The following is a 25596-nucleotide window of genomic DNA, read 5'->3' on the forward strand; positions in this document are numbered from 1 at the left end:
TGAATTATGAATGTAATAAAAACAATTGTTTTAGTTGCCTCGTTAGCCATCTCCCAAATCCTGTGGGCACAATCATCTCCTTTACCTATGCTTGAAGATACTGCTAATCAAATTATTGATACCCTCAAGCAAAATAAGGCGAGCTTAAAAGATAATCCCCAAGTGATTCATCAAGCTGTCCAACGCTATTTATTACCTAACGTTGATGTTAATGGTATGTCGCGTTCGGTGCTGGGTCGTCAAGCTTGGAGTAAAGCTTCTGCTGGCGAGAGGAAGCAATTTGCTACTGCATTTACGCAATTGGTTATTCGCACTTATGCAAGTCCTTTAGCTGAATATACAGATGAAACAGTAAAATTTCTCCCTATAAGAGGTTCTTTATCAAGTCGCTTTCTTCGTGTAAACAGTGTGATTGTCCGTTCAAACGGACAAAATATTCCACTCAGTTATAGTCTGGTGTCTAAAAATGGGACGTGGAAGATCTATGATTTAAGTGTAGAGGGAGTCAGTTTATTACAAAGCTTCCGCTCACAATTTGCTGAAGCTTTACGAAGTTCAAGCATGCAAGATTTAATTAAACAAATGAATCAACGTAGTACTGTTAAAAAGGCGGCTTAAGTGCAAACACAACCTTTTAAACCTTCGTCAGAAATGACATTTTCTACGGTGCAAACGGATTGCAAGCGTTTATATAAATATTGCCGGGAAAATGAAGAGGCTATTTTAAAGATTGATTTAAGCAAAGTGATTCACTGTGATAGTGCCGGCCTTGCTTTATTGATTGAAGCCAAAAGGCTTTGTAGAGAGAAAAACAAAATTTGCAAAATGGAAGGCATGCCAAAAGTTATTGAGGTTTTGGCCGAGTTTTGTGGAGTTAACGGGATATTGGTACCGTAGCTAAGGGCTAAATTTCGCTAGCTTGGGTGTTTATGGCTTGATATTCGAGTATCTTTGCGGAGCACACACGCGATGTGTGGGGCAGCGAAGCGCAGAAAAGCAAGAGTAAGTACCTGGATAGTAGAAGTGTAACAGGCCCTTGTAGTAAAGAATATGCAGAGTGAGATAGTTGTATGGTAAGTAATGAAGAGTTGGAGCGTCGTCTTGCAGAAACAGGCGAGGTTGATTTTGTTAAGGTTGAAGGGGATGGTTATCATTATCAGTTAACTATCGTTTCTAACGCATTCCTCGGCAAATCAAAGGTAGCAAGACAGCAATGGGTTTATTCGAAGCTGAAAGATTATATTACGACCGGCAGTCTGCATGCGCTTAGTATGAAGACTTGGACAAAGGAAGAGTGGGAGACAAGTCATGGATAAGTTAATAATAAATGGCGGTAAAGCTTTAAATGGCGAAGTCATGATCTCTGGTGCAAAAAATTCGGCTTTACCGATCATGGCTGCAACACTCCTTGCTACCGATAATGTGACGATCGCTAACGTGCCTCATCTTCGAGATGTCACTACAATGATGGAACTCTTGGGACAATTGGGCGCCCAATTAACTGTCGATGAAAAAATGAATGTGCAAGTGGATGCTTCGCATGTTGATAGTTATGTTGCTCCTTATGAGTTAGTGAAAACCATGCGTGCCTCTATTTTAGTACTAGGTCCTCTATTGGCTCGTTTTGGCCAAGCTGATGTTTCACTGCCGGGTGGCTGTGCAATTGGTACTCGTCCAGTGGATTTACATCTTAAGGCACTTAAAGCAATGGGGGCTGATATTTCTGTGAAGAATGGTTACATCAAGGCGCGTTGTAAAAAGGGGCGTTTACAGGGTAAGCCTTTGGTTTTTGATACGGTGACTGTAACAGGCACTGAAAATGTTCTCATGGCGGCTGTTCTTGCAGAAGGTAAAACGCTCATTAAAAACGCGGCTCGTGAACCAGAGGTTGTTGATTTAGCGAATTTCCTGACTCAAATGGGAGCAAAAATTTCTGGTGCTGGTACGGCAACTATTGAAGTAGAAGGGGTAAGCTCACTCACTGGCGGTCGATATGCCGTTATGCCTGATCGTATTGAAGCAGGGACCTATCTTACTGCTGGTGCACTGACACGCGGTAGAGTCACTGTACGTCGTGTAAAACCAGATAATTTATTGTCCATGCTTTGTAAATTTGAAGAAGCAGGCGCTGAATTGGCGATAGGGGAAGATTGGGTGACTTTGAATATGCATGGTTTGCGTCCTCAGGCGGTTAATATATCCACGGCTCCTTATCCAGCGTTTCCTACTGATATGCAAGCGCAATTCATGGCTTTGAATACCATTGCTGAAGGTTCCTCTTCAGTGATTGAGAATATCTTCGAAAATCGTTTTATGCATGTACAGGAATTGCAGCGTATGGGAGCTCAAATTCATTTAAATGGCAATACAGCAATGGTTACTGGCGTAGAAAAATTAACCGGCGCTCCAGTTATGGCTACTGATCTACGCGCTTCTGCAAGTCTTATTTTAGCCGGCTTGGCCGCGGAAGGAGAAACCAGTGTTGAGCGTATTTACCACGTCGACAGGGGCTATGAGCGTATTGAAGAAAAACTATCGATGTTAGGCGCTGATATCAAGAGGGTTTCAGTGCGGTGATCGCTCGTAATGACTTGGCTTCTTATCTGCACACTCTATTAGCTTGCGCCAATTTTAATGATTATGCGCCTAATGGTGTGCAGATCGAAGGGACTGATAAGATCACTCGGATTTGTACGGCTGTTACAGCATCAGCTGATGTTATTGAACAGGCAGTGAAGATGCAAGCGGATGCTTTGTTTGTACATCACGGTTATTTCTGGCGGGGTGAAGACGCAGTGATAACTGGTATTAAGCGCCAGCGTGTTGCTCAATTACTCACTAATAATATAAGCTTGTTTGCTTACCACTTACCACTTGATTGTCATCCGGAATTGGGTAATAACGCTTGCTTGGCAAGGCTTTTTGATTTTAATGCAATCACCATGCACCAAGCTGGTAAAACGCCCAATTTACTATGGTCTGGTTCATTAAAACAGGGTAAAACTGCCAAAGAATTCTCAATTCAATTACAGGAAAAATTAGGCAGAGAACCTTTGCATGTGCAAGCTGGGGATAACCTTATTCAACGTATAGCCTGGTGCAGTGGGGCAGCGCAGGATTTTATAGAAGAAGCTTATGCTCTTGGGGTTGACGCTTATTTCAGTGGTGAAATTTCCGAGCGCACCTATTATCAAGCAAAAGAATTAGGGATTCATTATTTTGCCTGTGGTCATCATGCGACTGAGCGTTATGGTATTCAAGCGCTGGGTAGACATCTGTCCGAGCATTTTAAGTTGCAACATCATTTTATTGACAGCTCTAATCCTGTTTAGAATAAGAACACTAACAGTGTTTAGCGCATTGATAATGCAAAAATTCCAAAAAATAAAATAATAATTCCAGAGACACGATTGATATAGCTCATCACTTTAGGGCTAAGGCAATGGCGTAATTTAAACGCTACGAAACTACTGAGTAATAACCACCAAAGTGCTGAACCGAGCGTTATTCCCGAGACTAATAGAAAGGCATGTGTAAAGTCAGTGGCTGTACTGCCTAAACCTAAACCTGCAAATATAGCCATAAAGGATAAAATGGTTGCTGGATTTGTTAAAGTCAATAAAAAGGTGGTAGCAAAGGCATTCCAAAGGGATCGTTCTTCATCTCGAGTTGCTCGTGCTTGGGGATTTGCCAGAAAAAGTGTGACTCCAAAATAAAGCAAAAATAAGCCACCTATCAAGCGTATCCAAAATTGTTGGGTGAGCAAAAAAGAAGAGAGTGCCGTTAAACCAAATCCAGCAATTATTCCATAGACGCCATCAGCTAGCGCTGCACCCAAACCACTCATAAGTCCGATTTGGAAACCATTATGCAGAGAACGTTGGATACACAATATACCGATTGGACCAACAGGTGCCGCAATTGCAATACCAACAATTAATCCTTTGAGAAAAAGAGTAATCATTTAACTCCTTAAACCAGTAGAGATCTAATGGAGTGAGATTAAACGATAAGTCTACCATTTCCAAACTTGGAGAACTTGATTTTTTACTGCTGTAAAAAGCCAATAATATGATTTGTAAAGCTTGTGATGGTGTGTTAATTATATTTTTAATTAGGAGCTTACTAATTAATTACGAAGAAGGAAGCCGCTATGGATGGGTGCATTGGTAAACATATGAAATTCAAAAGATCATTGGCCTCATTAACCATTGTCTTGTCGTTTGGTTTGGCAGGTTCTCTGTTTGCTGCAAGTGGACAATTAATATTAATCAATTCGCTTGGAGTGGTTGTTAATGGAAGTCTGGGTGGTTCGGCTTCGAATATTAAAGTACAAGTCAGTGATTCTTCAGGAATTTGCTCAACAACTTCTTCTTTGGCTTATGGTGGAGTAGTCGTTGTACCATGGAATAGCGCAAATACCCATTCGACAACCAAGTGTACAAATATAGTTAGTGTAGATGTCTCTGCTTTGAAAACAGCGAGTGGTGTTATTCAATATGACAGTACTGCCAATCCCGCACCACCACCACTAGCTACTGCACCAACTACTTTTATTGCTCCAACAGCTGCAGCGGCCAACATAGCACTTATTATTACAGGAAATGCCTCACCAGCAATGATTAACAGTGCAACCTCTTGGGGCTCAGCAGCAGGAATTCCACCTGTTTACCTTACCTCAAATGGAAGTATTTCAGTGACTGGTGTGATGGGGGGGGTAGGTATGCAAGGCATAAAAGCTGCAGCACGTATGCTGCGTTATGGGGTGAGGCCTGCAGCCTAAATTCCTTGGTGCCTGCGAGGCGATTTTGTCATTTCCACGCAGGAAGTCTCCTTCTCAAATTGCTTCCTTACTATGTTTACGCCATGTCTTCCCGTTTCACGGGAGGACATCTGTAAATCAAATTAGCCAAATAGGTCACATTTCTCAGTGAGTTGGCGCCATAGACAAAGGGTTACGCTATTTTATTTTTAATATAAACCCCTGCTGGCTTTAAATTGTTATCTCCCCAGGAGCTGTTTGTACAGCTATTCGTTTTCCAAATAGCTCCAGAACGAAAATCGTCAGAATAATTCCAGTTTGTCCAACCAATTTTTCTTGTTGCCATAAGCTGCATATAGCGATCAGACATGACAAAATCATTTGCTCCATCACCGCTGTAGGTTTGTGTACCAAACTCAGTTACAAAGATAGGGAGTACTTGAGAAGCATTATCCAAAGCGCTTAAATACTCCTCTCTGTGGGAGGCAGCATAAAAATGGAATGTGTACATAATATTTGCAAATTGGACAGGATTGTTAACAATTTCCTGATAAGTACTACCTTCAGAGACACCGAGTGAGCTCCAACCCCGGGTGCCAATAAGAATTGGGGCATTGGCATCAATTTCCCGGATTACAGGAATCAGTTGATCAGCATAGTTCTTTATTGCTGCCCAACTTACTCCATTGGGTTCATTTGCAATTTCATAGAGAATATTCTTTTTATCTTTGTGAACTGTAGCAATATCGGTGAAGAATTTTTTAGCGCGAATTAAATTGTAGTTTGGATCACCAGGATTCAAGATATGCCAATCAACGATGACATAAATTCCTCGCTCATAAGCTTCATTAATTAACTCACTTACCTGTTGAGTAAAGGCTGCAGGATTGCTCTCATAGCCACCTTCCTGGACATAAAGAGAAAGTCTTATAACATTGGCTTTAAAATTCTTGCTCAATACATTTAAAGAGGCTTCAGTTATACAAGAACCAAGACCGTACCATTGAAGGCCATGAGTGCTCATTCCTTTTAATTGAATCGCGTTTCCTTGCTCATTGCAAAGCTGAGTGCCACACACTTTTAATTGTCCATTTATTGCAAGTGGAGTTTCCGCATTCTCAGGACTGAAGCTAATTGTTACTACAGCATTGGCAGAGGCTGTCAAAGGTTGTGGTGAAAAATGAATTGAAAAACCATCTACAGCCTGAGAGGAAAGAGTATAAATTACTCCTTCTGTTAGTATGACAGTCGCTGAGCCGTTGCCGTTATTTAAATCTATCGTTTGCGACATGACCGTAGAATTATCATGAGGTGTCAGATTGATTTTTAGCGATGTTAAATTGGCTGGAGCGCCTGTAACATTTAAGGTGACGGAATCCTGAATAATCTGGGTACATTGATAAGTTAAAGTAGTCGCAGGAAGGCTTGTTGTACTGGCAACTAAACTAGTAGGCGTAAAGATTGGAGCGCAATGCTGGCCGTTATAATTAATTGCTGTTGTTGAGAATTGATAAGTAGCACCTGCCTGTAATTGAGGAATTGTGGTGAGGCTGTCCCAATTCAATGAGCGCGTTATTGAATTCCCTGTTTGATTTTGCGTGATTAAGACCGATGGATTACTGGTGTAGCCTGTTAATTTATCAGGCAAGGTTTGTAAATTAATCGCAATTTTACCCTCTTGTTGAGTCAAATTATAAGTAATCGTTGAATTAATTGTTTGATCTTTTTCTAATGTAAAAGTATGAGGCAGTGCATTGCCTTGGTAACTATGGCCATTACTGTCAGATACATTTTCAGCTGCAACACTATAAGCTCCTATGGGCAATTCGGATAAAGTGAGTGTGGAGGCCCAAGGCAATTGAACGTTATTGATTATCTGGCCATCGTGAAATAAGTGAATTAGGGCATGATCCTGCGAAACACCAATTGGTTTCGGTGATGCATTTTGTAGCACTAATGAGCCTGTTTCGACGGGGGTTTGTAAATAAACGTTTACACTGCCCGTAAGATGATTATCTGCACTAACACCATATCTAATTTGGATAGAATCATTAGGAGGTAGTTTGGAGTTTGCGCCTGGATAAGATGGAAAATGCAAATTTAAAGTGGCTAAATAATTCCCATTAGTTTGATGCTGCGAAGAAATAGTTAACGAGCTATCCGGATAAGATAACGGTGCAAAATCTCCCCAGAATGACGTATTAATTGTTGTTGTACTTTCAAAGGAAATCGTGGCATTTTGAAAGTTTACCGTTTTATTACAGTTATTGGTTAGTCTTAAAATCATTGATTTCCAGTACTGATCGCCCGTCGCAGTGAATTGCGATGATAGACAGGTAGTTGGTTGCGCGACTAAAGGTGTTTGCAATGGTTGCGCTGCGACCGCTTGGGCTATGAGTACGAATAAGCCGATAACTAAATGTTTTTTCAAGATATTGCTTCCTTTCAATTTAAGCCAATAAATCTGTAATGAAAACGAACATCCGTTTTGCTTTAGCGTAAGGAATTTATACTTATTTTTGTTTAAAGTAAAACTTGGATAAAATAGTCTCTAATCAGTTATAAATTTTGTCAGGATGCATAACAATTATGTTTGATTTTAATGATCTTGAGTTTGCTCACGGTAAACCACAGGCAACAGGAACTATGAAAACCTCAGCAGAGGATTTTAAAGTAGATGAAGAGCTTGGCTTTGAGTTAAGCGGTCAAGGCGAGCATCTTTATTTGCGTATTGAAAAAAAGGGTTTGAATACGGAAGAGGTAGTTAAGGCTTTAGCACGAACTTTAGGCAAATCCGAAAAAAATATTTCTTATGCAGGCTTAAAGGATCGCCAGGCTTTAACAACACAATGGCTTTGTGTTCACTGTCCTGGTGAAGAAATTATTTCGCCTGACTTACTTGCCGGAGAAGGATGGCGGGTTATTGAAAACAAGCGTCATTTAAAAAAATTAAAAATAGGTGCACTTGAGGCAAATCGTTTTAATTTGATTTTGCGTGATATTAAAGAATATGAGGAGGTGGAAAACCGCCTTCAGCAAATTCGATGTGTGGGGGTGCCAAATTATTTTGGTGCTCAGCGATTTGGCTATGAGGGGCAAAATCTTGTTAAAGCAGAAGCTTTTTTTAGTGGCCATATCAAAGTAAAAAATCGATTTTTACGCGGGATTTATTATTCAGCAGCGAGAGCCTTTTTATTTAACCAAATTCTTTCAGCTCGCGTTAAAGCAGCAACCTGGAATACTGCTTTACCTGGTGATGTCATGCAATTAACGGGCAAGAACAGTATTTTTTCCATCGAGGCTCCCGACGAGCTCATACAAACCAGAGTGGAAGACTTTGATCTTTCACCAGCCGCCCCTTTATGGGGGAAAGGCCAAGAACGGGTTGGAGGCGATGCTTTAACTCAACAAGAGCAGGTATTAGACAGGTATAAATTTTGGTGTGAGGCATTGGAGTCTCATGGATTAGAACGTGCATATCGACCTTTAGTATTGCCAATAGAAGATTTGATGTGGAGTTGGCAGGATAATCAATTGAATTTAAGTTTTAGATTAACTTCTGGTAGTTATGCAACCAGTGTGGTACGTGAGTTAATACAATTGAATACTTAACCAACGTTATTTTAACTATAACGTCTTTGATTCGATCCGCTCTGTCGAAGTGACGGGTACATCCGTTTCGCATTCAGTAAGCAAGGGAAGTCTAGTATGCTTACCATCGATAGTTACGATGACCTCCGCTTCTCCTATTTCAAATTCACCCGTTTTACATTGAGTAAGATGTTCTTTGTGTTCAAGTGTTAGTTGTGCTGGTATGTGACTGAGATTAACCAGCATTAAATCGATACCGTCTTGAATAAGATGCCCGTCAACTAATGAGATGCCGCTTAATTTCTCCCCTGATTTAGCATGATGATACAACGTGGTGATCCCGCAGACTGCCTCACCAATGAGTTGGCAACTTATGTCAAGCGGTATACCAATACCAAAACCAACACCTTCCCCAACTATCTTCAGTGATTTCCCCATTACAAAGGCTAGGGAGAGGCCGCAAAAGGTATCAAGAATACGGCTGGCAACTGCAGGCACTAGAACAATCATACAAACACTGGCAGAGGATCCCACTGCTAAATAAACACCACCACCTAATACGGCTGTTAAAGCATAGCGGACAGGTGGTATATGGCTAATCGTATCGCCCATGACATAGCCTACACTCCAACCTAATATTTGTAAGGGCTGGGCAATTAAGGGTCTCAGGACTGATGTAATAGGATAGTTCTTTACTTGTTTTTTATCTAATAAGGCACATTGATCTTTAGTAAATTCCAGGAACTCATGCCATTCCAGCTCTGTAAAAGGAGAATTAGTTTTGGTATTGATAGCTTTTAACGGTCCATGAGTTTCCAAATAGCGTTTGGTTGCTAATAAGCAAGTGGCTCGAGTTTTGTCATCAACAAGATTAATAGGGCTTATCTCTGCTGCTTCATCAAGAAGCTGGCTTAAAATAGGTGGAGGTAAATAATTGCTATTAGTTTTGGATTTAATATAGAAGCAGGCTGTCATGAGTATGTGCAAGGCTGTTAAAAAACTCTGGATTACCTCCTCAGGTTTCGTGAGACTCTCCCAGTTTTTACGCAAAGCAGCCAGCAATCCTTTTATAAAGCCAATTTGCTGCCTGCGGGTCGCGATATCTTTGGCACCAAAAAAACAACTGATTGCATAAGGTTGTGGTGATTTTTCTAAATCTTTCCCAGAACGAATTTCATAATCTCTATCTAAACTGTCTAGTTTGCTAAGAAATTTTGCAACAGGAAGGAAAAAGCCCATACACACCTCACATCCATGCTAATTTAATATCCTGTTTTTCTATATTACCTACTCCTTGATTAAATGCAATCTTACCTGACTAAATTTTATGTTTATGAAGTATATGCGTTTAAATGCCCATTTGATCCCCATTACTGTACAAAAAATTCCATCAAGACATAATTGTTTGAAATCATTTGTGAAGAAATGCAAAGTTAATTAACCTATTGAAAAACTGATGATATAGTTAACAATTAACATTGCACAAAGCTGTTTAGGCAATAATTATGACGCCGATAAAACAATTCTTCATGCTACTTAGATTTTCTCATTGGTCTAAGGCTGCCTTTGTGCTACTTGGCGTTTTTTATTCTGGCTCACTTGAATACCTGCCGGATGCTTTACTGGCGGCATTCTCATTTTGTCTAATTGCTAGCGCCGTTTACATCTACAATGATATACAAGACAGGGAGCAGGATAGATTACATCCACAAAAATGCCGTAGGCCTTTGGCTTCAGGAAATGTATCACTTCCTTTTGCATTGAGTATATTAGCAATCTTACTGGTTGGAGGATTATTGTTGGCTGGGTTGATTTCAATCAATCTTGCTGCGCTTCTTGGTTTATATTTGCTGATAAACCTCGCTTATAACCATGCCTTGAAAAATCTGCCTATACTTGATGTGTTATGTATTGCTAGTGGATTTATGTTACGTGTTTTAGCTGGCACTATCGGGATAGGGTTACCTATTTCTTGGTGGCTCACTTTGACGGCAACCTTGATTAGCCTGTTTATTGCCTTGTGCAAGCGACGTTTAGAAAAGCAACTGGATTTAACCTATACAACCAGAGAAGTACTGAAGAAATACTCGCCCAGATTACTGGATTATATGATTAATGGTACCGCTTTCTGTTGTTTTGTAGCCTATCTCCTTTATACCATTTATGCCCGGGATGAATCGTTCTATTTTTTGCTAACAATACCTTTTGCTGCCATTGGACTGTGGCGTTTTGCCTGGGTGACAAGACGAAATAGTGGTAATGATGATCCGGTTTCCTTATTTTTAAGTGACAACTTATCACGGTTTAATTCGTTGTGTTTTCTAATTTTAACCCTCATTGCGTTGTTTAAATAATGAATAAAAAAGGGTTATTAATTGGTCTATTGTTGGTTGCATCATTTATTTATCTACTCTTATTCCAGTTAAAAGCGATTTGGCCCTTTACCATTGATGATATGTACATTAGTCTTCGTTATGCCAAGCATTGGGCAGATGGGTACGGTTTGTTATGGAATATCGGAGAGGAACCTGTAGAGGGGTATTCTAACTATAGCTTTGTTGTTTTGGCGGCAGTGTCACTCTACTTACATCTTGATCCGGTTATCGTGCTGAAGAGCGCCGGTGTTTTAGGGCTTTTCCTTGCAACAGCGGGCGTTTATTTTCTTTCGCGCTTATGGTTTTCTGCTTGGCTTGCCTTTATTCCCTGTCTATGGATGTTAATATACCGGGGTCAAATAATATGGTCTGTCAGCGGCCTGGAAACGACTGTATATCAGGCTTTGCTCGTTTTTTCCCTATTTTCGCTGTTACGCGGTATGGGCTACGATTTTTATCCTCAGCAAAGAAAAAAATCAAACAAAGTTTATTTCTTGTTAACGGGTTTGTTATTTGCCCTATCAGCAATGACCAGACCTGAAGCGCCGGCTTTGGTATTGCTTTTGAGCTTCATAGCCTTGTTTGATAGTGGTAATGAAAAGAACAAAACGTATTATAGGAATCTTTTGTGGAGTTGTAGCACCTTTCTCATCCTTTTTTTACCTTATTTCATCTGGCGTTGGTACTACTATGGCCTGTTATTTCCCAATGCCGTTTATTGCAAAGGATTCAACGACTTTTCTGCGTTTAATCTAGATGAAAGTTATTTAGGTTTAATTTGGCCTTTTTTGTTATTAGCTCTGCCTGCGATTTTTTTTGCAAAAGACAGGCGTCATTATTTTTTGTGGACACCAAGTATTTTGTATCTGACTCTATTAATTGGTGCGGATCCCATTGTTGCTTTTTTTAATCGCCTATTTTTGCCTGTTTTTATTCTACTTCTGCCCCTGTCTCTTTTGGGAATGACTTATATATTGCGTTATTTCTTACAAAAAGAAGATGAAATTTATTATACAAGTCTTGTATTTTGTGCGCTTCTTGTTGCGTTTGTTTTTATTCCATCGATGAGTTTGTCCAATTACCGTTATTTTGCTATCAATCCGCAAGCAGGGGAGCATTTGCGGCAGAAGGTCGTAGATTGGTTAACCAATAATGTCACTAAGGACAGCCAGGTATTGCTTGCTGATAGCGGGATGATTCCCTATCTTAGCCCCTTACGTTTTATTGATTCCTATTGCTTGAATAACAAAAAAATGGCGAAGATATCACACCAGGAGAGGTATCATCGTATGTGCCAGGACGCATTCCTCATTAAGCCCGAAGCGATTATTTTAACCTCATTAATGGCGCGTGGAAGAGTTATTTATACACCAACTGATTATTGTTTGCGCAGAGAGCTAAAAAAGAACAAATTATATCAATTTCGCACAATATACCAAGTTAAAGACTTGGATTCTTCTTATCGGTATGAAATTTATACCCTATTAAATTAAAGCTGTAGTAATATAGCCGTTGCCATTGATTGACAAATTTTGTGCAGCTCTACCAAGAAAGGAATTTTTTACAATTATGCAGAATATTGGTACTTTTTTTCTGAAACTCTACAAGAAATTACCTGTTATTGCTTTTGATGTAATAGCAATTCCAGTTGCCTGGTACTTTGCTTATTGGCTTCGATATAATATGCAGCCCTTTCCCAGCAGCCTTGTTACGGTTTATTCTCTTTTCGCATTACTGACTTTAATGACGATGCAAATAACCTGTTATTATTATTTTCGGGTTTACCGCGGTTTATGGCGTTTTTCCTCTTTAAATGATGTAGCAAGAATTATTAAGGCTACAGTCTGTGCAACAATACTCTCTATACCCGTTTTTTATTTAGCCTCGCTTCTGCAACATATTCCTCGCTCAGTATTTCCTTTGTACAACATGATTTTAATAACACTGCTTTGTAGCGGCAGACTATTAATGCGTTCTCTCTGGGATAAGCGGGGTAGGGAAGGGCAGGTTAGTGAAATTAAGCGTGTATTGATTATTGGGGCGGGTCGAGCAGGTGAAAGTCTGGTGCGTGATCTCAAACGCACACAGTCTTATCAGCCAGTTGGTTTTGTCGATGACAACCTTGGCAAAAGAGGACTAGAGGTACATGGAATCAGAGTATTAGGTACTTCTCGCGATTTGCTCGATTTAGTTATAGAGCATCATGTCGATCTGATTTTTATTGCTATTCCTTCGGCAGGCTCTGCAGCGATGCGACGTATAGTCAGTCATTGTGAAAAATCAAATGTGCCATTTCGTACCTTACCCAGCATCCCTGCTTTGGTGGCAGGGCGTGTAGAAGTAAATGCCCTTCGAGATGTTAACATCGAGGATTTATTAGGGCGTGATCAGGTCCAGTTACAATGGGATAAAATTGCTGCCAACATCAAAAATAAACGAGTTATTGTGACTGGAGGCGGGGGCTCGATTGGTTCTGAATTATGCCGTCAGATCATGGCGCTTCAACCCGGCAAGTTATTAATTGTAGAGAATTCCGAGTTTAATTTATACAAGATAGAGCAGGAGTTGAACGAGAGTTTTCCTCTGATACCCCTTGAGTTAGGATTAGTATCTGTCACTGATAAAGTAGCAATTGACTATTTATTCGACCAATTTAAACCACAAATCGTGTTTCATGCAGCGGCTTATAAACATGTGCCTATGCTTGAGGAGCAAATTCGTGTCGCTATACAGAATAATGTTTTAGGAACCCAAATCGTAGCAGAGGCGAGTGTAGCCGTTGGAGTAGAAAAATTTATTTTGATTTCTACAGATAAGGCTGTGAATCCGGCGAATGTCATGGGAACGACCAAACGAGTTGCTGAAATTTATTGTCAGAATTTGAATGAACGGGTTGATACCCAATTCATCACTGTACGGTTTGGTAACGTCTTGGGCTCTGCCGGTAGTGTAGTACCCTTATTTCAAAAGCAATTGCAGGCTGGTGGACCATTAACTGTCACCCACCCCGACATTCAGCGTTATTTCATGACTATACCAGAAGCTTGTCAGTTAATTTTACAGGCAATGGTTAATGGCCACGGGGGGGAAATCTTTGTATTGGATATGGGGGAACCGATTAAAATCAGCTATCTCGCTGAACAAATGATTCGTTTGGCTGGCAAGGAGCCTGGTAAAGATATAGCCATAGAATATACAGGGCTAAGGCCTGGCGAAAAATTATTTGAAGAACTTTTTCATGTGTCCGAACAATTGGCACCCACGGAGCATGAGAAGTTATTTAAAGCCAAGTTTCGTCAGCTGGAATGGCATGAGTTGATCCAAACAATTCGGTTGTTAAATACGGCTTGTGCTATGCATCATAATGAAGAGCTTTATGTTTTACTAAAGAGCTTAGTGCCGGAATTTAATTCACAGGTAGAAAAAGGGGCAGTAGTTAATTAAGCCATTAGATTGGGCAGTTCTTTCTCTCTAAAAGATTTTTTATGAAATACTTGTCGGTGAGGATTTCTCTCATTTATGATGAAATACGGATGGTTTATAGTTTATTTCAATGAATTTTCCTTATTCGATTATCGATTTAACTCATGGTTTGACTTCTGACTGTCCTTCCTGGGATAAGACCTGCGGTTTTCAATATCATAACGTAATCGATTATCAAGATTGTGATACTGGCCTACCATTTCGAGTGCAGCATCTAATTATGCATGCGGGGATTGGTACTCATATTGATGCCCCTGCTCATTGCATAGAAGGCGGCAAATCGGTAGCAGAGCTTGATTTAAATGATTTGCTCGCTCCAGCAGTGGTTATTGACGTTTCACAAAAAATAAACGCTGATTATAAGGTCGTCGTAGAAGATGTTATGAATTTTGAATCCAGATACGGAAAAATCGAAACTCACTCTTTTGTGATTATTTATACGGGTTGGGATCAATATTGGCTGGAGCCTGAGAAATACCATAATAACTATAATTATCCCTTTCTAGCGCAAGAGGCAGCAGAGTTGCTTTTGGAGAGAGAAATTGTGGGGCTTGGTATTGATACCTTGTCGCCGGATCGGCCTGGTGCCGGTTATCCAGTTCATCAATTATTCTTAGGGGCAGGTAAATACCTTATTGAGAATGTAGCTAATGCTGTGAAATTACCTGCTGTAGGAAGTTATATTCTTGCTTTACCACTTAAACTTTTGCAAGGTACAGAAGCCCCCCTCAGGCTTGTTGCCTTAATCAATAAGGAAAGGAAATGACCATAAGCTATGATGATTTTGCTCGAGTTGATTTGCGTTCGGGTACAGTAGTAGAGGTTAAAGAGTTTTCACGCGCTAAAAAGCCGGCCTATAAAGTTTGGGTTGATTTTGGCCCTGAAATTGGTATTTTGCAAACTTCAGCACAAGTGACTGCACACTATACGCCGGAATCTTTAATAGGCAGATTGGTAGTTGGTTGTGTGAATTTGGGTGAAAAAAATATTGCTGGTTTCATCTCACAATTTTTGTTACTTGGCTTTTCTGATGCAGACGGTGCTATTTGCTTGATTACTGCAGATCCCAAGGTGGAAAATGGTCGAAAGTTACACTAATTTATCGAAGTTATCTCTCTCAACTCTTTTGGAGGAGTTGATAAACGCCTTGGAATGGGCAGCGTAAATGGGCTCTCAGTTATATTTTTTGAATCTTGTTAGCGGATTGAATCATAGCTTGTTTTCGTTGTTCCGTACGGTAACTTGATTCACCTCTTGAAAGAAACAGGGAAATTCCCGCGCGGAATAAATTGGTATTTTGGTTACATCCAAAGAACAACTAATTCCAGGCGGGAACAATCTAGAGAGATATTAATGTGGTTATTCAGTTTGATGTTCTTACTAGTGCTAAACTTAGTAGAGATGCACTAGGAGAAAAATTTGTTAGTTATCAATGGCTATTCAAAAAAATTCATCCTGCTAGTCAGTATGCTGTGGGGATTTTTTTGCTTATTCGATCCTTGCAATGCTTATGCAGCGCCATTAGGAAGTGCCCAACGCCCAATACGTGTTGCTGCTGTTAATGAAGCTCCGTTTGTTATTTCTAAAGATCGATTATTGACTGGTTTGGCGGTTGATATTTTTAAATTTGTTGCTGAAACTCAGCACTGGCATTATCAAATCACCCTGGTTGGTGAAGATATTGATGCAGCAATTGATGCTGTTGCGGCAAAAAAATTTGACCTGCTCATTGGACCTATTTCGGTTACCAGTGAACGTATAGTCCGAGTTGATTATGGTAGGCCTTTTTTTCTTAGTGAGGTAAGGCTTGCCTTTAACACCCATTCCGTATCGGCGCTTGAAACGCTTTACAATCTGTTTGAGACAATACCTTTACTAATAGTTGGCTTGATTATTCTAGGATTTTTTCTTATTTCAAACTTTATCTGGTTTGCTGAAAAATCAACAAATGAAGAAATGCCAAAGGGGTATTTTAAAGGAACGTTTTTCTCTCTTTGGGTGTTTATCTCACATTTTCTTAAGGGAGGAATGTTTTTCAGGCCCACAACAACGGCTGCGCGGGTTGCGATTACATTTTGGTTTATAGTGGCTTTATCCTTTTATTTGGTTGTAACCTCTACCTATACGGCCTATATGACAGCGAAAATAGTTAGCGCAAGCGAACCAGTTCATGATGTTAGTGATTTAAGGGGCAAAAAATTAGCTTATGTAAAAGGTGAAATGTATATTAAATACATTAAAGCGATTAATGCTGATCCAGTACCGCAAGTCGATTTAGTGGCGGCAATAGACGCTTTGCAGAGTCAGGAAGTTTTTGGGGTAGTTGAAGATTCGTTAGTTTTATCCATGGTGATTGATGCTTCAAATTTTAAAGATCTAACGGTATCTAGTTTTAAATTCAGTAGCGATGAACTTGCTTTTGCTTATACGCAGAATAGCCCAATTAGAAATATCATGGATCAAATGATTGTGATTATGCAAGATACAGGAGAGATGGAGACGCTGTGTAAGCTCTATTTGGGTAATAAATACAAGAACTGTGAATTTTAAGTATTTAGAAGCTATTTAAGCCTCACGGCAGACAGCTTCTATATTATGTCCATCAAGATCCAATATATAAGCAGCGTAATAGTTTGGATGATAAATTTCTCTCACCCCGGGAGAACCGTTATCTCTTCCTCCAGCAGCAAGTGCAGTCTTATAAAAAGCATCAACCATTTTTCGGGTTTGGGCACGAAAAGCAAGGTGAATAATGGGCGTTGTCTGGATGCCTTGTTTAAGCCACAATTCAGGTTGACCATGAATGGAGAAGCCTGCCCACTCTTCCCATTCCATAAATAATTCATATCCCAGAGGTTTTAACACGTTAAGATAAAATTCTTTACTGCGTTTGATATCAGAAACTTGTAAACCAACATGATCTAGCATGGATGTTCTCCATCTTTCTTGATGATTAACACTCGTTTATCATCTGTTGTAAAAATAGGTTCATCAAATTATTAGAAAAATAGTAGCACAAGTTTTGCGATGGCTTAAAATGATTTATTAATCAAGGGGGGTACTTATGAGAATTATTGTTATTGGTGCATCCGGGACGATAGGAAGGGCGGTAGTGGAAGAATTACACTTACGCCACGAAATCATTAAAGCTGGCTATAAAAGTGGTGATATCCAGGTGGATATTACTGATAAAAACTCAATTGAAGCGATGTTTAAAAAAATTAAGCAGGTTGATGCGGTGGTGCTCACTACAGGCAAAGTACATTTTGGCGATTTTATGCAAATGAATGGCGATGAGTTCAATATCGGTTTACAAGACAAATTGATGGGGCAGGTCAATACCGTATTAATTGGTAGAAACTACCTTAATGAGGGTGGCTCGTTTACTTTAACCAGTGGGATTTTAAGCCATGATCCTATTCGCTATGGTTGTTCTGCTTCAATGGTTAATGGTGCTTTGAATTCGTTTGTAATTGCTGCCGCGTTGGAAATGCCCAAAAAACAACGTATCAATTGCATTAGTCCTACTGTGATTACTGAGGCTATGAAGCATTATGCAGCGTATTTCAGGGGGTATATGCCTGTCAGCGCAGCCCAGGTAGCACTTGCTTACAGCAAAAGTGTTGAGGGCTTACAAACAGGCAAAGTGTATCAGGTTCAGTAGAGGAAACTACTCTGCTTTTTGTGTTTTTTCTTTGCGATCAGGAAAGATATCTTTAAATTGCAGATGTTTATTGATTTCCATAGCAATAGGATGGCGCTTGGAGAAACCACCTATTTTATAGATTAAAATGGGGCCAACAAAGCTGATAAAGCCCATGGTAAAAGCGATTTTATAGGTTGGATCTTTATTTAATAATAAGAAGATTAAACAGCCAACCATCAATATAATAGCGGCAATACCGGTATAGGGTGAGCCTGGGGTTCTATAACTTAAATCATCTGTAGTATAGCCGGCTTGGTACAAACGTCTGCGGAAGTTAATTTGAGCCCAGCAGAGCGATATCCATGCGATGGCACCAGTAAAGCCCGAAACAAGCAATAGAGCAATATAAAGCATGGACTGACCAAAGAAATAACCAGCAGCAAGTAATAACCAGATGGCAATCAAAGTAACGATACCTGCATTTTGCGGTACAGCATTATGATTAAGTAAGCTCAATTTATGCGGTGCCATACCATTACGAGCCAGTGCATTTAGTGAACGGACTATGCCGTAGACCCCAGAGTTGGAGCAGGAGAGTGTTGCTGTAAGTGTTACAAAACTGGTCACTGCACCAGCCCAGCGTAGCCCATAGAAATTTAGGGCGTCGGCAAAAACAGAATTAGCAAGACCGGCTTTTTGCCAGGGGAAAATCAATACCAGGCAAAAGACTGGGATAATGTAAATGAAAAGAATTCTAAATGTCACGTTTCGAATAGCACGAGGAATCATGCGAGCTGGGTTAACCGATTCGCCGGCGGCTAGTCCGATAATTTCTGAACCTTGGTAATTGACTAATAAAAGTACCATCGCTGTTAATAGGGCCATCTTGCCATTAGGGAAGAGTCCTCCTTGGTCAAAAATAAATTTTGTACCAATAATGCCAGCGGGTTGTGGGCCATGAATAATGCCTAAAAAAATGAGAGTAGCGAGTATAACGAAGCCCATCAGTGCCAGGATTTTAATTAAAGCCAGCCAAAATTCAATTTCACCAAAGGTACCTACTTTGGCGATATTGATATAGGTAATTAACAAGCCAAAGCAGACAGCCCAGACGTAACCATTTATGCCGGTAAAATGCTGCATGATAATGCCGCCTGCAATACATTCGGCGGGAATATAAGCGACCCAGCTAATCCAATAAGACCACCCTACACCACAGGCTATAGTAGGAGAGATGAAATCAGCAGTGTAAGTTATAAAAGAACCAGAGATTGGGATAGCAACAGCCAATTCCCCCATACATAACATGGTGAGATAAATAATCAAACCACCTAATATATAGGCTAGGAATACTGAAGGGCCAACCAGGTTAACAACCTCCCCAGTGCCCAAAAAATATCCAGATCCGATAATCCCACCTAAGGCGATGAGTTGCACATGGCGATCTTTTAAACCGCGCCTATACCCACCATCACTGATTGGGGCTTGATGATTGTCTTGATGATTAATCACTAGCTGTATAGTCTCTCTCAAAAAAGTGAAGCATTAATTGGCTGGAAAATTGTACAATAATTTTCTATTTTGTCCATAAATTTCTATGGAACATAACAATAAAAAGAGATTTTTATAAGAAAAAAGCTGAGAAGGCAAGATTTATTTTTAGCATAATTTACTTGATAATTAATTAGCGAATAAATCCAACCTATTTGTTAGATTTTTTAGCGTTTTGCTGCGCAATTGTCGCCACAAAATAAGTCCTATATGTTTGATTTATCCCTGCAAATCAGGAGCGAGTGACTAATGCAAATCGTATCGACCGAACGAATTTTATTAAGAACCTGGCAAGAGTCAGACTTGTTGCCTTTTGCAAAAATGAACGCTGACGAAGAGGTGATGAGGTATTTTCCTAATACGTTAACAGTACAAGAAACAGCGGCATTGGTTAAGCGCATTGAAACTCATATTTGTCTGCATGGGTTTGGTTTATGGGCTGCGGAACTGAAAGAAACAAACACTTTTATAGGATTTATCGGTTTAAGTACCCCTACTTTTTCTGCTCCTTTTACCCCTTGTGTAGAAATTGGTTGGCGTCTTGCACAGCCTTATTGGAGGCAGGGTTTGGCGACTGAAGGAGCAAAAGCTGTTTTAGCTTATGGTTTTCGTCATTTCAAATTAGATGAGATAGTTTCTTTTACTACGATGCATAATCAGCGTTCACGGCGCGTCATGGAAAAAATAGGGCTAATTCATCACCCAGAGAATGATTTTATTCATCCGAATTTACCGCTTGATCATCCTTTGTCACAACATGTTTTATATCGCTTATCGTACAAGCAATGGCACCAGCGCGTTACCAAGGAGAATGTGGGGTAGGGGTGATAAATTAGAAAGCATCTCCTGCTCGTGTTCTTTTTAAAGTAGTTACTAGAATGATTTACTAGAATAGCCATCTCATCCAAATGCCTTTTATCGTTGCACTTGGCCTGTTCTTGCGTAAAGTCCGATCGAATCCTTGAGAAAACCCTCATCATCGAATCAGTTCATGGTTCGCCCACCGATTGTGGGCATCATTTTTTCAATATCCCGATAACTTAAATTTTTTTTGCTTGCTGCAATAGCTCCTCTACTTGCTTATTCTTGAAGGTAACATGCTTCTGCAGTCCTATGGCGATGATTGTTGGCGCCAACTCTTGAAGTACGTGCAAAGCATCTTCTTTCTCTTTGGTTGTCGAGGAATTTTCCAGTAAATTGATATTCGCTAAAAAAGCGCCAACACTCCCTTTTCTTACTTGTACTCCATTTATTTGAGCAAAATCAGCACCATCAGGGATGATATCACTTGCTTGAATACCTTTGCTTGTCATTATTTTCTCCTTACAAATTGTTTAGTGGCCACATAAGGCTATTTTCGATCTGATAAAAACGGTCCATCCCTATGGCTGACAAAAAATCTTCATCATGAGAGATAGCTAATATTGCTGCTGGAAATTCTTTTAATATTTGTATGATATGTTCTCTTGTTACTAAATCAAGGTTATTACATAACTCATCCAAAACAAGAAGTTTTGGGGGTGAGGCTGCAATTTGAGCCAAGCATAATCTTGCTTTCTCACCACCCGATAAATCGCAAACCAGCGTATTGATTTCTTCATTTTTACGAAACAGAAAACGGTTTAAGTGCTCTCTGATTTCTTGGGTAGTCCAATTTGGTTTTAACGCTTGAATCGTTATAAAAGCAGTGTGGTGATTAGAGAGGGTAGCATAAAACTGATCAATATAACCTATATCTTCCAGCCTTGGTGTATGCCAATCGCCTGATCTCCTTAGGTTGGCTTGCAGAATTGCTTTAATGAAAGTGGTTTTACCACTACCATTTCCTCCTGCTATCGCAATTCGCTCATTGCCTTGTAGTGAGAAATTAATCGCCTCAATAATGGGTTTATCATAACCGACCGCACCATCTCGAGTTGATAATAAAGTGTTTGAATTTACTTGCCCTGCTCGAAGAATGAATTGTGGTTTAATAATGTCTGGACGCTTGAATTGAGCGAGTTGATTAAGTAACGATTTTTTTTCAGCAGCAATGCTTTTTTTATTCTTATTGGCAGTAGCTTGTCCGCGCCCCTGAGCACTACGCAAGGCTAATTTATCACCATCGTATTTATTTTCACCATAAATCTTACGTTTTTTGGCACGTTCTTGTTCCTTCATAAGCTTGTGATGCGTTTTTTTTTGTTGTAGTCCAAGCTGTGAAATGGCTTTTGAAATTACTTGATGTTGAATTGCCAATTCACGGCAATAATCCTCATAATTACCTGCGAAAATGCGAATTCGACCATTATCTATGTGCCATAAGGTATCGACAATTTGGCGGAGTAATTGCGGATCATGCGAAACAATGATCAAGGTTTCTCTGTAATTATCTAGCAATTTAAAAAGTGCTCGACGATTGATCTTATCCAGATGATTGGTTGGTTCATCCAACAACAGCAGGTTGGGTGAGCGGCTTAAGGCTTTACTTAGCGCCCTATTAAAAGCTTGGCCACCGCTGAGCTGGGTGCGGTAGTCAGCAACCATTTGAGGAACATACGCTAAAACAAGATCAGCGGGATGTTTTACCTCGCCTTCATAAGAATCCATTTCTCCTGATAACAGTTTGAGCAAGGAAGATTTGCCACTGCCATTTTGGCCCATGATAGCGATGCGCGAACCATGTCGTATGTCAGTGGTGAAATCTTGAAAGCAGGTTTTTTGAGGGAAAGACAGAGTAAGTCTGTTAATACGAAGGGGTTTATGCATGATAGTACTCTCAATATTTAAAGCAAATCCAGAAAACCATGTTTCTGGGCATTTAAAATTTTATTGAGAAATAATATTCATGTTATTGGGTGTCCTGTTGCATAAACTTTATAACTTCTGCATAGTAACAGATCTGAAAATGGAAGAATAGGCCTGTTGAGAAGCGAAATGGACAAACTATTTGTACAGAATATCATTAACCTGTATGGGGCGAAAGGAAAGCAGTGGCTTGAGAATTTACCTCAAATCATAGAAAGGAAGGAAGAATTTTGGCAGATTAGCGCGCTAAAATCACTGGGTAATCATTCTTACCATTATGTGCTTAGTGGTTTGCAAAATAACAAGGCAGTCGTTTTAAAGCTAACTCCGGATAATAAAACCTTAAATAAAGAGGCGATAGCTTTAAAGGCTTTTGCAGGATTTGGTGTTGTTGCCTTGTTAGATCAAATGAATGATGCCTTGCTGCTTGAATGTGCGGTTCCAGGTCATTCATTAAAAAGTTACTGGCCGGAGAGGGAAGAGGAGGCCATTAAAATTGCTTGTAAATCTATGAAAAAATTACATCAGGCTCCACCTCCACAAGAGGACGTTTTTCCTTCAATCGATGAATGGCTTGCTGCTTTGGATAAAGAGTGGGACATTCCCGCTGTTTATCTAAAAGAAGCTCGTGAGCTAAAAGAATCTCTTCTTAAGACCAGAAATGAAACCAGATTACTTCATGGCGATCTTCATCATGACAATATCCTTGCCCATGGAGAAGATTGGTTAATTATTGATCCCAAAGGTGTCTTGGGTGAACAAGCTTACGAAGTGACAACGTTTATTCGCAATCCAATACCAGAGTTACTTGACTCTGAAAAAGCGTTAGCTATTTTACAAAATCGTATTGAGATGATGGCTGCCTTGCTTGAATTGGATAGACAGCGGATATACAAATGGTGTTTTGTACAAGCCATTCTTTCCTGGATATGGAATTTGGAAGATGGTCTTGATACAGCCTATTTTAGGCAATTGGCGACAATTTTTTATTCCCTGCTGCCGCGCCAGGCTTAAGAAGAAGTTTGGTCTTGTCATTCCTAAAAGAAATTTATTTATTTGACTTTTTTTAGAACAATCGATAACATCCATTTGTAATTTTTTAAAGCAAAATGAGCAATAGATTTTTAATTTGTAATGGGGGATGTAAATGCGAACTGAAATATACGACAGACTGATTACTTTGCATAGAGAAATGCATGATTCAAGCAAGTCAACAGCAGAGCGTATAGAAGCCGCAAGTGATTTTGAAAGAGTCGCTGAAACCTGTGATGATAACACACGAAAAATTATTTATGATGCAATAGGAGAAGCGCCTTCCTTCACAGCTTCGCTCCTCTATACTTTGCGTGCAGCAAGTAATGATTATGTCACAACGAATTCATTTTTTTCTGCTGCAGGAACTTTTTTTAAAGTTGCAAATACCAGATTGTATAATCCAACCCATGAGCAACGTGAAGAAACTTATGCGGTACTTGATGCACCAAGGAGCTGAATTTACAGCTATTGTGGTCCTTTAAACAGGATAGCGAATTACAGGGCCACAATAGCTATTCGCTTCAAATGATATAATTAAGATAGAATTTTACTCCCTGTTTCCCCCATATATTGTCTTTTAAATAAGGGTTGAAAACCAAGTTTTTCATAAACCGATAAGCCTGCTTCAGAGGCTTCCAGAAAACAAAATTTGGCGCCGGAAAGTCTTGCTTGCTCCAACACGTAACTAATTAGATAGCTGGCATAGCCTTTTCGTTGGTGAGCGGGCAAAGTACCTACGTCATCAATCCGTATAAGATTTTTATTTTTGGAGAGGGTTAATGCTGATACAGGTTTGTCATTTTCATAGAGACAAAAATGAGCAAGTTTGGCTCCATTAAGCAAGGCGTTCTTATGGGCCTCTTTGTATTGAGTACAAATATCATAGGCTGATTCAAATGCTTCTACTAAGGGCAACATCCAATCGGTTAGATTTTTATCGGTTTCTTTAATTAATAAATCTGGCGCTGGGGGTAATTTGAGACTTTGCTGTAATTCAGCGAACATGGCTACCCCTTTTTCGCGATATCCAAAACCAATTGTTTCGAGACTGTTTTGCAAACGCTCATTAAAAGACTGCTCGCAAACAGCAATTGTCCAGGGTAAGGCTTGGCTTAAAAAAATCTGGGCAGATTTTGTGAAAATTGTTTTACTGTCGCTGATATTTTCTTTACAGATAAGAAGATTAAGGCTTTCTGCTTCTACACCAGTAAGATAAATGACTGCCTGGTTAGGAAACTCGATGCATTTTTTGCTGATTGCTCTAAAAAAATAATCTTCAGCGTTTTTAAAAAAATCAATTAACTCATTGTTCATAAAAGAAATTCGCGGAAAGGAAGAGGGGAGCAGTCTTTACTTGGCGGAGAGAGAGGGATTCGAACCCTCGATACGTTGCCGTATACACACTTTCCAGGCGTGCGCCTTCAACCGCTCGGCCATCTCTCCAAGCGCGAAAGGATATACTCATCTTCCAAGGAAATCAAGAAAGTCTATGATGACTATATTTTTCAAGCAACTGTGCGTAGAATGCGGAAAAAATAATCATTGAGGGTTAAATATGCGCGTTTTTGCAATTACTGGGCCGATAGGCTCATCAATCAATACCTTTTCAAAGCGATTTGCTGACAAGATTGATAAAAAAGTAGAAGTGACAATCATTGATGAGTCTGATTTTCTAATCTTAACAGCAGATGATGAAAAAGATAATGAGACTACGCAGCTAATGCCAGCAGAGTGTAGTAAAAAATATGATAAAAATAGACCCATTGATTATGCGCTTTTAAAAACGGCAATTTCTTCTCAATCAGGGATAGTGATTGTGAGAGGAAACTATCTATTTGCCGATGAGTCTTTGCGCGCCCTTTTTGATGTTAAAGTATTTTTGAGTGTTGATGGGGATACCTGTCTGGCTAATTATTTGCGAGATATCAAACCGATTGCAACTTTAGTTGCACCTGTATTAGATTTTTTTGAGAAGGATATCAAACTCAAAAATGATCAACAAATTAATCCCTTACAAAAATATACTGATATAACCATACCTGAAGCTAGCTTGGATGGTCCAGGCATGCTGTTATTATTAACTAGTGTTGATGGACTATACCCCCAGCTACCCAAAGAAGTGAGGGGGAATAAATACCAAAGTAAGTTTTTTATTGCTTCAGAAGGTACTGGAAAGAGCAAAATAGAGGGAACCGAGATGATGAATATTGGTCCTACTGAACTGGATACCCAGCGAACCACAGAGTCTCAAGAGCCTAACCCCTATTCCAGCGTACCTGCTAATATTTGAGGTTAGCATGCTGCAATTTGAGCATGCAAAATACAAATAAATGTTTATACTTAGGATAAGAATTTCTGGCTATAGA

General features: G+C 39.7%; 26 protein-coding genes and 1 tRNA gene. 18 read left to right on the forward strand and 9 right to left on the reverse strand.

All coding sequences use genetic code 11. From position 1 onward, the window contains the following. Positions 1 to 6 precede the first annotated feature (6 nt). The 5 genes from ACN4Z1_RS09980 to ACN4Z1_RS10000 all read left to right on the forward strand — a co-directional run bounded on the left by ACN4Z1_RS09980 (position 7) and on the right by ACN4Z1_RS10000 (position 3332). Positions 7 to 618, forward strand: a complete 612-nt coding sequence (locus ACN4Z1_RS09980; RefSeq protein WP_115221559.1) for an MlaC/ttg2D family ABC transporter substrate-binding protein — start codon at positions 7 to 9, stop codon at positions 616 to 618. Continuing rightward, positions 619 to 897: an STAS domain-containing protein gene (locus ACN4Z1_RS09985; protein WP_228364519.1), complete on the forward strand. Its 279-nt coding sequence runs from the start codon at positions 619 to 621 to the stop codon at positions 895 to 897. A gap of 173 nt (positions 898 to 1070) precedes the next feature. Beyond that, positions 1071 to 1316: a BolA family protein gene (locus ACN4Z1_RS09990; protein ID WP_228364520.1), complete on the forward strand. Its 246-nt coding sequence runs from the start codon at positions 1071 to 1073 to the stop codon at positions 1314 to 1316. Continuing rightward, the gene (gene murA, locus ACN4Z1_RS09995) at positions 1309 to 2577 is read left to right on the forward strand and encodes a UDP-N-acetylglucosamine 1-carboxyvinyltransferase (RefSeq protein ID WP_115221557.1); all 1269 of its coding nucleotides are present in this window, start codon (positions 1309 to 1311) and stop codon (positions 2575 to 2577) included. Before ACN4Z1_RS09990 ends, murA begins: the two co-directional genes overlap by 8 nt. Further along, positions 2574 to 3332: a Nif3-like dinuclear metal center hexameric protein gene (locus ACN4Z1_RS10000; RefSeq protein WP_228364522.1), complete on the forward strand. Its 759-nt coding sequence runs from the start codon at positions 2574 to 2576 to the stop codon at positions 3330 to 3332. The genes murA and ACN4Z1_RS10000 overlap by 4 nt, the downstream gene beginning before the upstream one ends. A 20-nt stretch (positions 3333 to 3352) precedes the next feature. Here ACN4Z1_RS10000 and ACN4Z1_RS10005 read toward each other — a convergent pair whose 3' ends face one another. Continuing rightward, entirely contained in the window at positions 3353 to 3964 is a 612-nt protein-coding gene (locus tag ACN4Z1_RS10005; protein WP_228364523.1) for a LysE family translocator, read from the reverse strand. A gap of 213 nt (positions 3965 to 4177) precedes the next feature. On the opposite strand from ACN4Z1_RS10005, the gene ACN4Z1_RS10010 reads away from it, so the two are divergent. Continuing rightward, a complete protein-coding gene (locus ACN4Z1_RS10010; protein ID WP_181879364.1) occupies positions 4178 to 4783 on the forward strand; it encodes a hypothetical protein in 606 nt (201 codons plus the stop codon). A 172-nt stretch (positions 4784 to 4955) separates the two neighbouring features. Here ACN4Z1_RS10010 and ACN4Z1_RS10015 read toward each other — a convergent pair whose 3' ends face one another. Beyond that, positions 4956 to 7193: a glycoside hydrolase family 5 protein gene (locus ACN4Z1_RS10015; RefSeq protein ID WP_419388263.1), complete on the reverse strand. Its 2238-nt coding sequence runs from the start codon at positions 7191 to 7193 to the stop codon at positions 4956 to 4958. Positions 7194 to 7351: 158 nt separating this feature from the next. Here ACN4Z1_RS10015 and truD point away from each other — a divergent pair, with 158 nt between their 5' ends. After that, a complete protein-coding gene (truD, locus tag ACN4Z1_RS10020; RefSeq protein ID WP_228364526.1) occupies positions 7352 to 8374 on the forward strand; it encodes a tRNA pseudouridine(13) synthase TruD in 1023 nt (340 codons plus the stop codon). Between the two features lie 15 nt (positions 8375 to 8389). Here truD and ACN4Z1_RS10025 read toward each other — a convergent pair whose 3' ends face one another. Continuing rightward, the gene (locus ACN4Z1_RS10025; protein ID WP_228364527.1) at positions 8390 to 9592 is read right to left on the reverse strand and encodes a hypothetical protein; all 1203 of its coding nucleotides are present in this window, start codon (positions 9590 to 9592) and stop codon (positions 8390 to 8392) included. Between the two features lie 266 nt (positions 9593 to 9858). Here ACN4Z1_RS10025 and ACN4Z1_RS10030 point away from each other — a divergent pair, with 266 nt between their 5' ends. The 6 genes from ACN4Z1_RS10030 (at position 9859) to ACN4Z1_RS10055 (ending at position 16761) form a co-directional block, all read left to right on the forward strand. Further along, complete coding sequence (locus tag ACN4Z1_RS10030; protein ID WP_228364528.1) at positions 9859 to 10707, forward strand: decaprenyl-phosphate phosphoribosyltransferase; 849 nt, start codon at positions 9859 to 9861, stop codon at positions 10705 to 10707. Beyond that, positions 10707 to 12221: a protein LphB gene (locus ACN4Z1_RS10035; protein WP_228364529.1), complete on the forward strand. Its 1515-nt coding sequence runs from the start codon at positions 10707 to 10709 to the stop codon at positions 12219 to 12221. The genes ACN4Z1_RS10030 and ACN4Z1_RS10035 overlap by 1 nt, the downstream gene beginning before the upstream one ends. A gap of 76 nt (positions 12222 to 12297) precedes the next feature. Beyond that, positions 12298 to 14172 carry a polysaccharide biosynthesis protein gene (locus ACN4Z1_RS10040; RefSeq protein WP_228364530.1) on the forward strand — a complete coding sequence of 625 codons (1875 nt, stop codon included), beginning with the start codon at positions 12298 to 12300 and terminating at the stop codon, positions 14170 to 14172. A 109-nt stretch (positions 14173 to 14281) separates the two neighbouring features. Beyond that, complete coding sequence (locus tag ACN4Z1_RS10045) at positions 14282 to 14977, forward strand: cyclase family protein (RefSeq protein WP_228364532.1); 696 nt, start codon at positions 14282 to 14284, stop codon at positions 14975 to 14977. Continuing rightward, positions 14974 to 15309: a tRNA-binding protein gene (locus tag ACN4Z1_RS10050; protein ID WP_058443384.1), complete on the forward strand. Its 336-nt coding sequence runs from the start codon at positions 14974 to 14976 to the stop codon at positions 15307 to 15309. The genes ACN4Z1_RS10045 and ACN4Z1_RS10050 overlap by 4 nt, the downstream gene beginning before the upstream one ends. Before the next feature lie 321 nt (positions 15310 to 15630). After that, positions 15631 to 16761: a transporter substrate-binding domain-containing protein gene (locus ACN4Z1_RS10055; RefSeq protein ID WP_228364534.1), complete on the forward strand. Its 1131-nt coding sequence runs from the start codon at positions 15631 to 15633 to the stop codon at positions 16759 to 16761. Positions 16762 to 16776: 15 nt separating this feature from the next. Here the strand turns inward: ACN4Z1_RS10055 and ACN4Z1_RS10060 are convergent, their stop codons facing one another. Next, a complete protein-coding gene (locus ACN4Z1_RS10060) occupies positions 16777 to 17139 on the reverse strand; it encodes a VOC family protein (RefSeq protein ID WP_115221547.1) in 363 nt (120 codons plus the stop codon). 136 nt (positions 17140 to 17275) lie between these two features. Between ACN4Z1_RS10060 and ACN4Z1_RS10065 the strand changes: the two genes are divergently transcribed. Continuing rightward, the gene (locus ACN4Z1_RS10065) at positions 17276 to 17875 is read left to right on the forward strand and encodes a short chain dehydrogenase (protein WP_115221546.1); all 600 of its coding nucleotides are present in this window, start codon (positions 17276 to 17278) and stop codon (positions 17873 to 17875) included. Between the two features lie 6 nt (positions 17876 to 17881). Here the strand turns inward: ACN4Z1_RS10065 and ACN4Z1_RS10070 are convergent, their stop codons facing one another. Next, positions 17882 to 19369 carry an amino acid permease gene (locus ACN4Z1_RS10070; protein WP_115221545.1) on the reverse strand — a complete coding sequence of 496 codons (1488 nt, stop codon included), beginning with the start codon at positions 19367 to 19369 and terminating at the stop codon, positions 17882 to 17884. 288 nt (positions 19370 to 19657) lie between these two features. On the opposite strand from ACN4Z1_RS10070, the gene ACN4Z1_RS10075 reads away from it, so the two are divergent. Then, a complete protein-coding gene (locus tag ACN4Z1_RS10075) occupies positions 19658 to 20230 on the forward strand; it encodes a GNAT family N-acetyltransferase (RefSeq protein WP_228364535.1) in 573 nt (190 codons plus the stop codon). Between the two features lie 218 nt (positions 20231 to 20448). Here ACN4Z1_RS10075 and ACN4Z1_RS10080 read toward each other — a convergent pair whose 3' ends face one another. After that, the gene (locus ACN4Z1_RS10080; RefSeq protein WP_228364536.1) at positions 20449 to 20721 is read right to left on the reverse strand and encodes a hypothetical protein; all 273 of its coding nucleotides are present in this window, start codon (positions 20719 to 20721) and stop codon (positions 20449 to 20451) included. A 10-nt stretch (positions 20722 to 20731) separates the two neighbouring features. Beyond that, positions 20732 to 22156 carry an ATP-binding cassette domain-containing protein gene (locus ACN4Z1_RS10085; protein WP_419388262.1) on the reverse strand — a complete coding sequence of 475 codons (1425 nt, stop codon included), beginning with the start codon at positions 22154 to 22156 and terminating at the stop codon, positions 20732 to 20734. 168 nt (positions 22157 to 22324) lie between these two features. Here ACN4Z1_RS10085 and ACN4Z1_RS10090 point away from each other — a divergent pair, with 168 nt between their 5' ends. Together ACN4Z1_RS10090 and ACN4Z1_RS10095 are read left to right on the forward strand one after the other, a co-directional pair. Next, the gene (locus tag ACN4Z1_RS10090; RefSeq protein WP_228364538.1) at positions 22325 to 23209 is read left to right on the forward strand and encodes an aminoglycoside phosphotransferase family protein; all 885 of its coding nucleotides are present in this window, start codon (positions 22325 to 22327) and stop codon (positions 23207 to 23209) included. A 133-nt stretch (positions 23210 to 23342) separates the two neighbouring features. After that, positions 23343 to 23687, forward strand: a complete 345-nt coding sequence (locus ACN4Z1_RS10095) for a hypothetical protein (RefSeq protein ID WP_228364539.1) — start codon at positions 23343 to 23345, stop codon at positions 23685 to 23687. 77 nt (positions 23688 to 23764) lie between these two features. On the opposite strand, the gene ACN4Z1_RS10100 is transcribed toward ACN4Z1_RS10095, so the two are convergent. Beyond that, positions 23765 to 24544 (reverse strand): GNAT family N-acetyltransferase, encoded by a 780-nt coding sequence (locus ACN4Z1_RS10100; protein WP_228364540.1) that lies wholly within the window; start codon positions 24542 to 24544, stop codon positions 23765 to 23767. 41 nt (positions 24545 to 24585) lie between these two features. After that, positions 24586 to 24673: transfer RNA gene (locus ACN4Z1_RS10105), tRNA-Ser, on the reverse strand. A gap of 112 nt (positions 24674 to 24785) precedes the next feature. Between ACN4Z1_RS10105 and ACN4Z1_RS10110 the strand changes: the two genes are divergently transcribed. Continuing rightward, a complete protein-coding gene (locus ACN4Z1_RS10110) occupies positions 24786 to 25520 on the forward strand; it encodes a hypothetical protein (RefSeq protein ID WP_228364542.1) in 735 nt (244 codons plus the stop codon). Positions 25521 to 25596 lie beyond the last annotated feature (76 nt).

Source organism: Legionella sp. ST3F1 (assembly GCF_048553315.1).
Lineage (GTDB): Bacteria > Pseudomonadota > Gammaproteobacteria > Legionellales > Legionellaceae > Tatlockia > Tatlockia donaldsonii.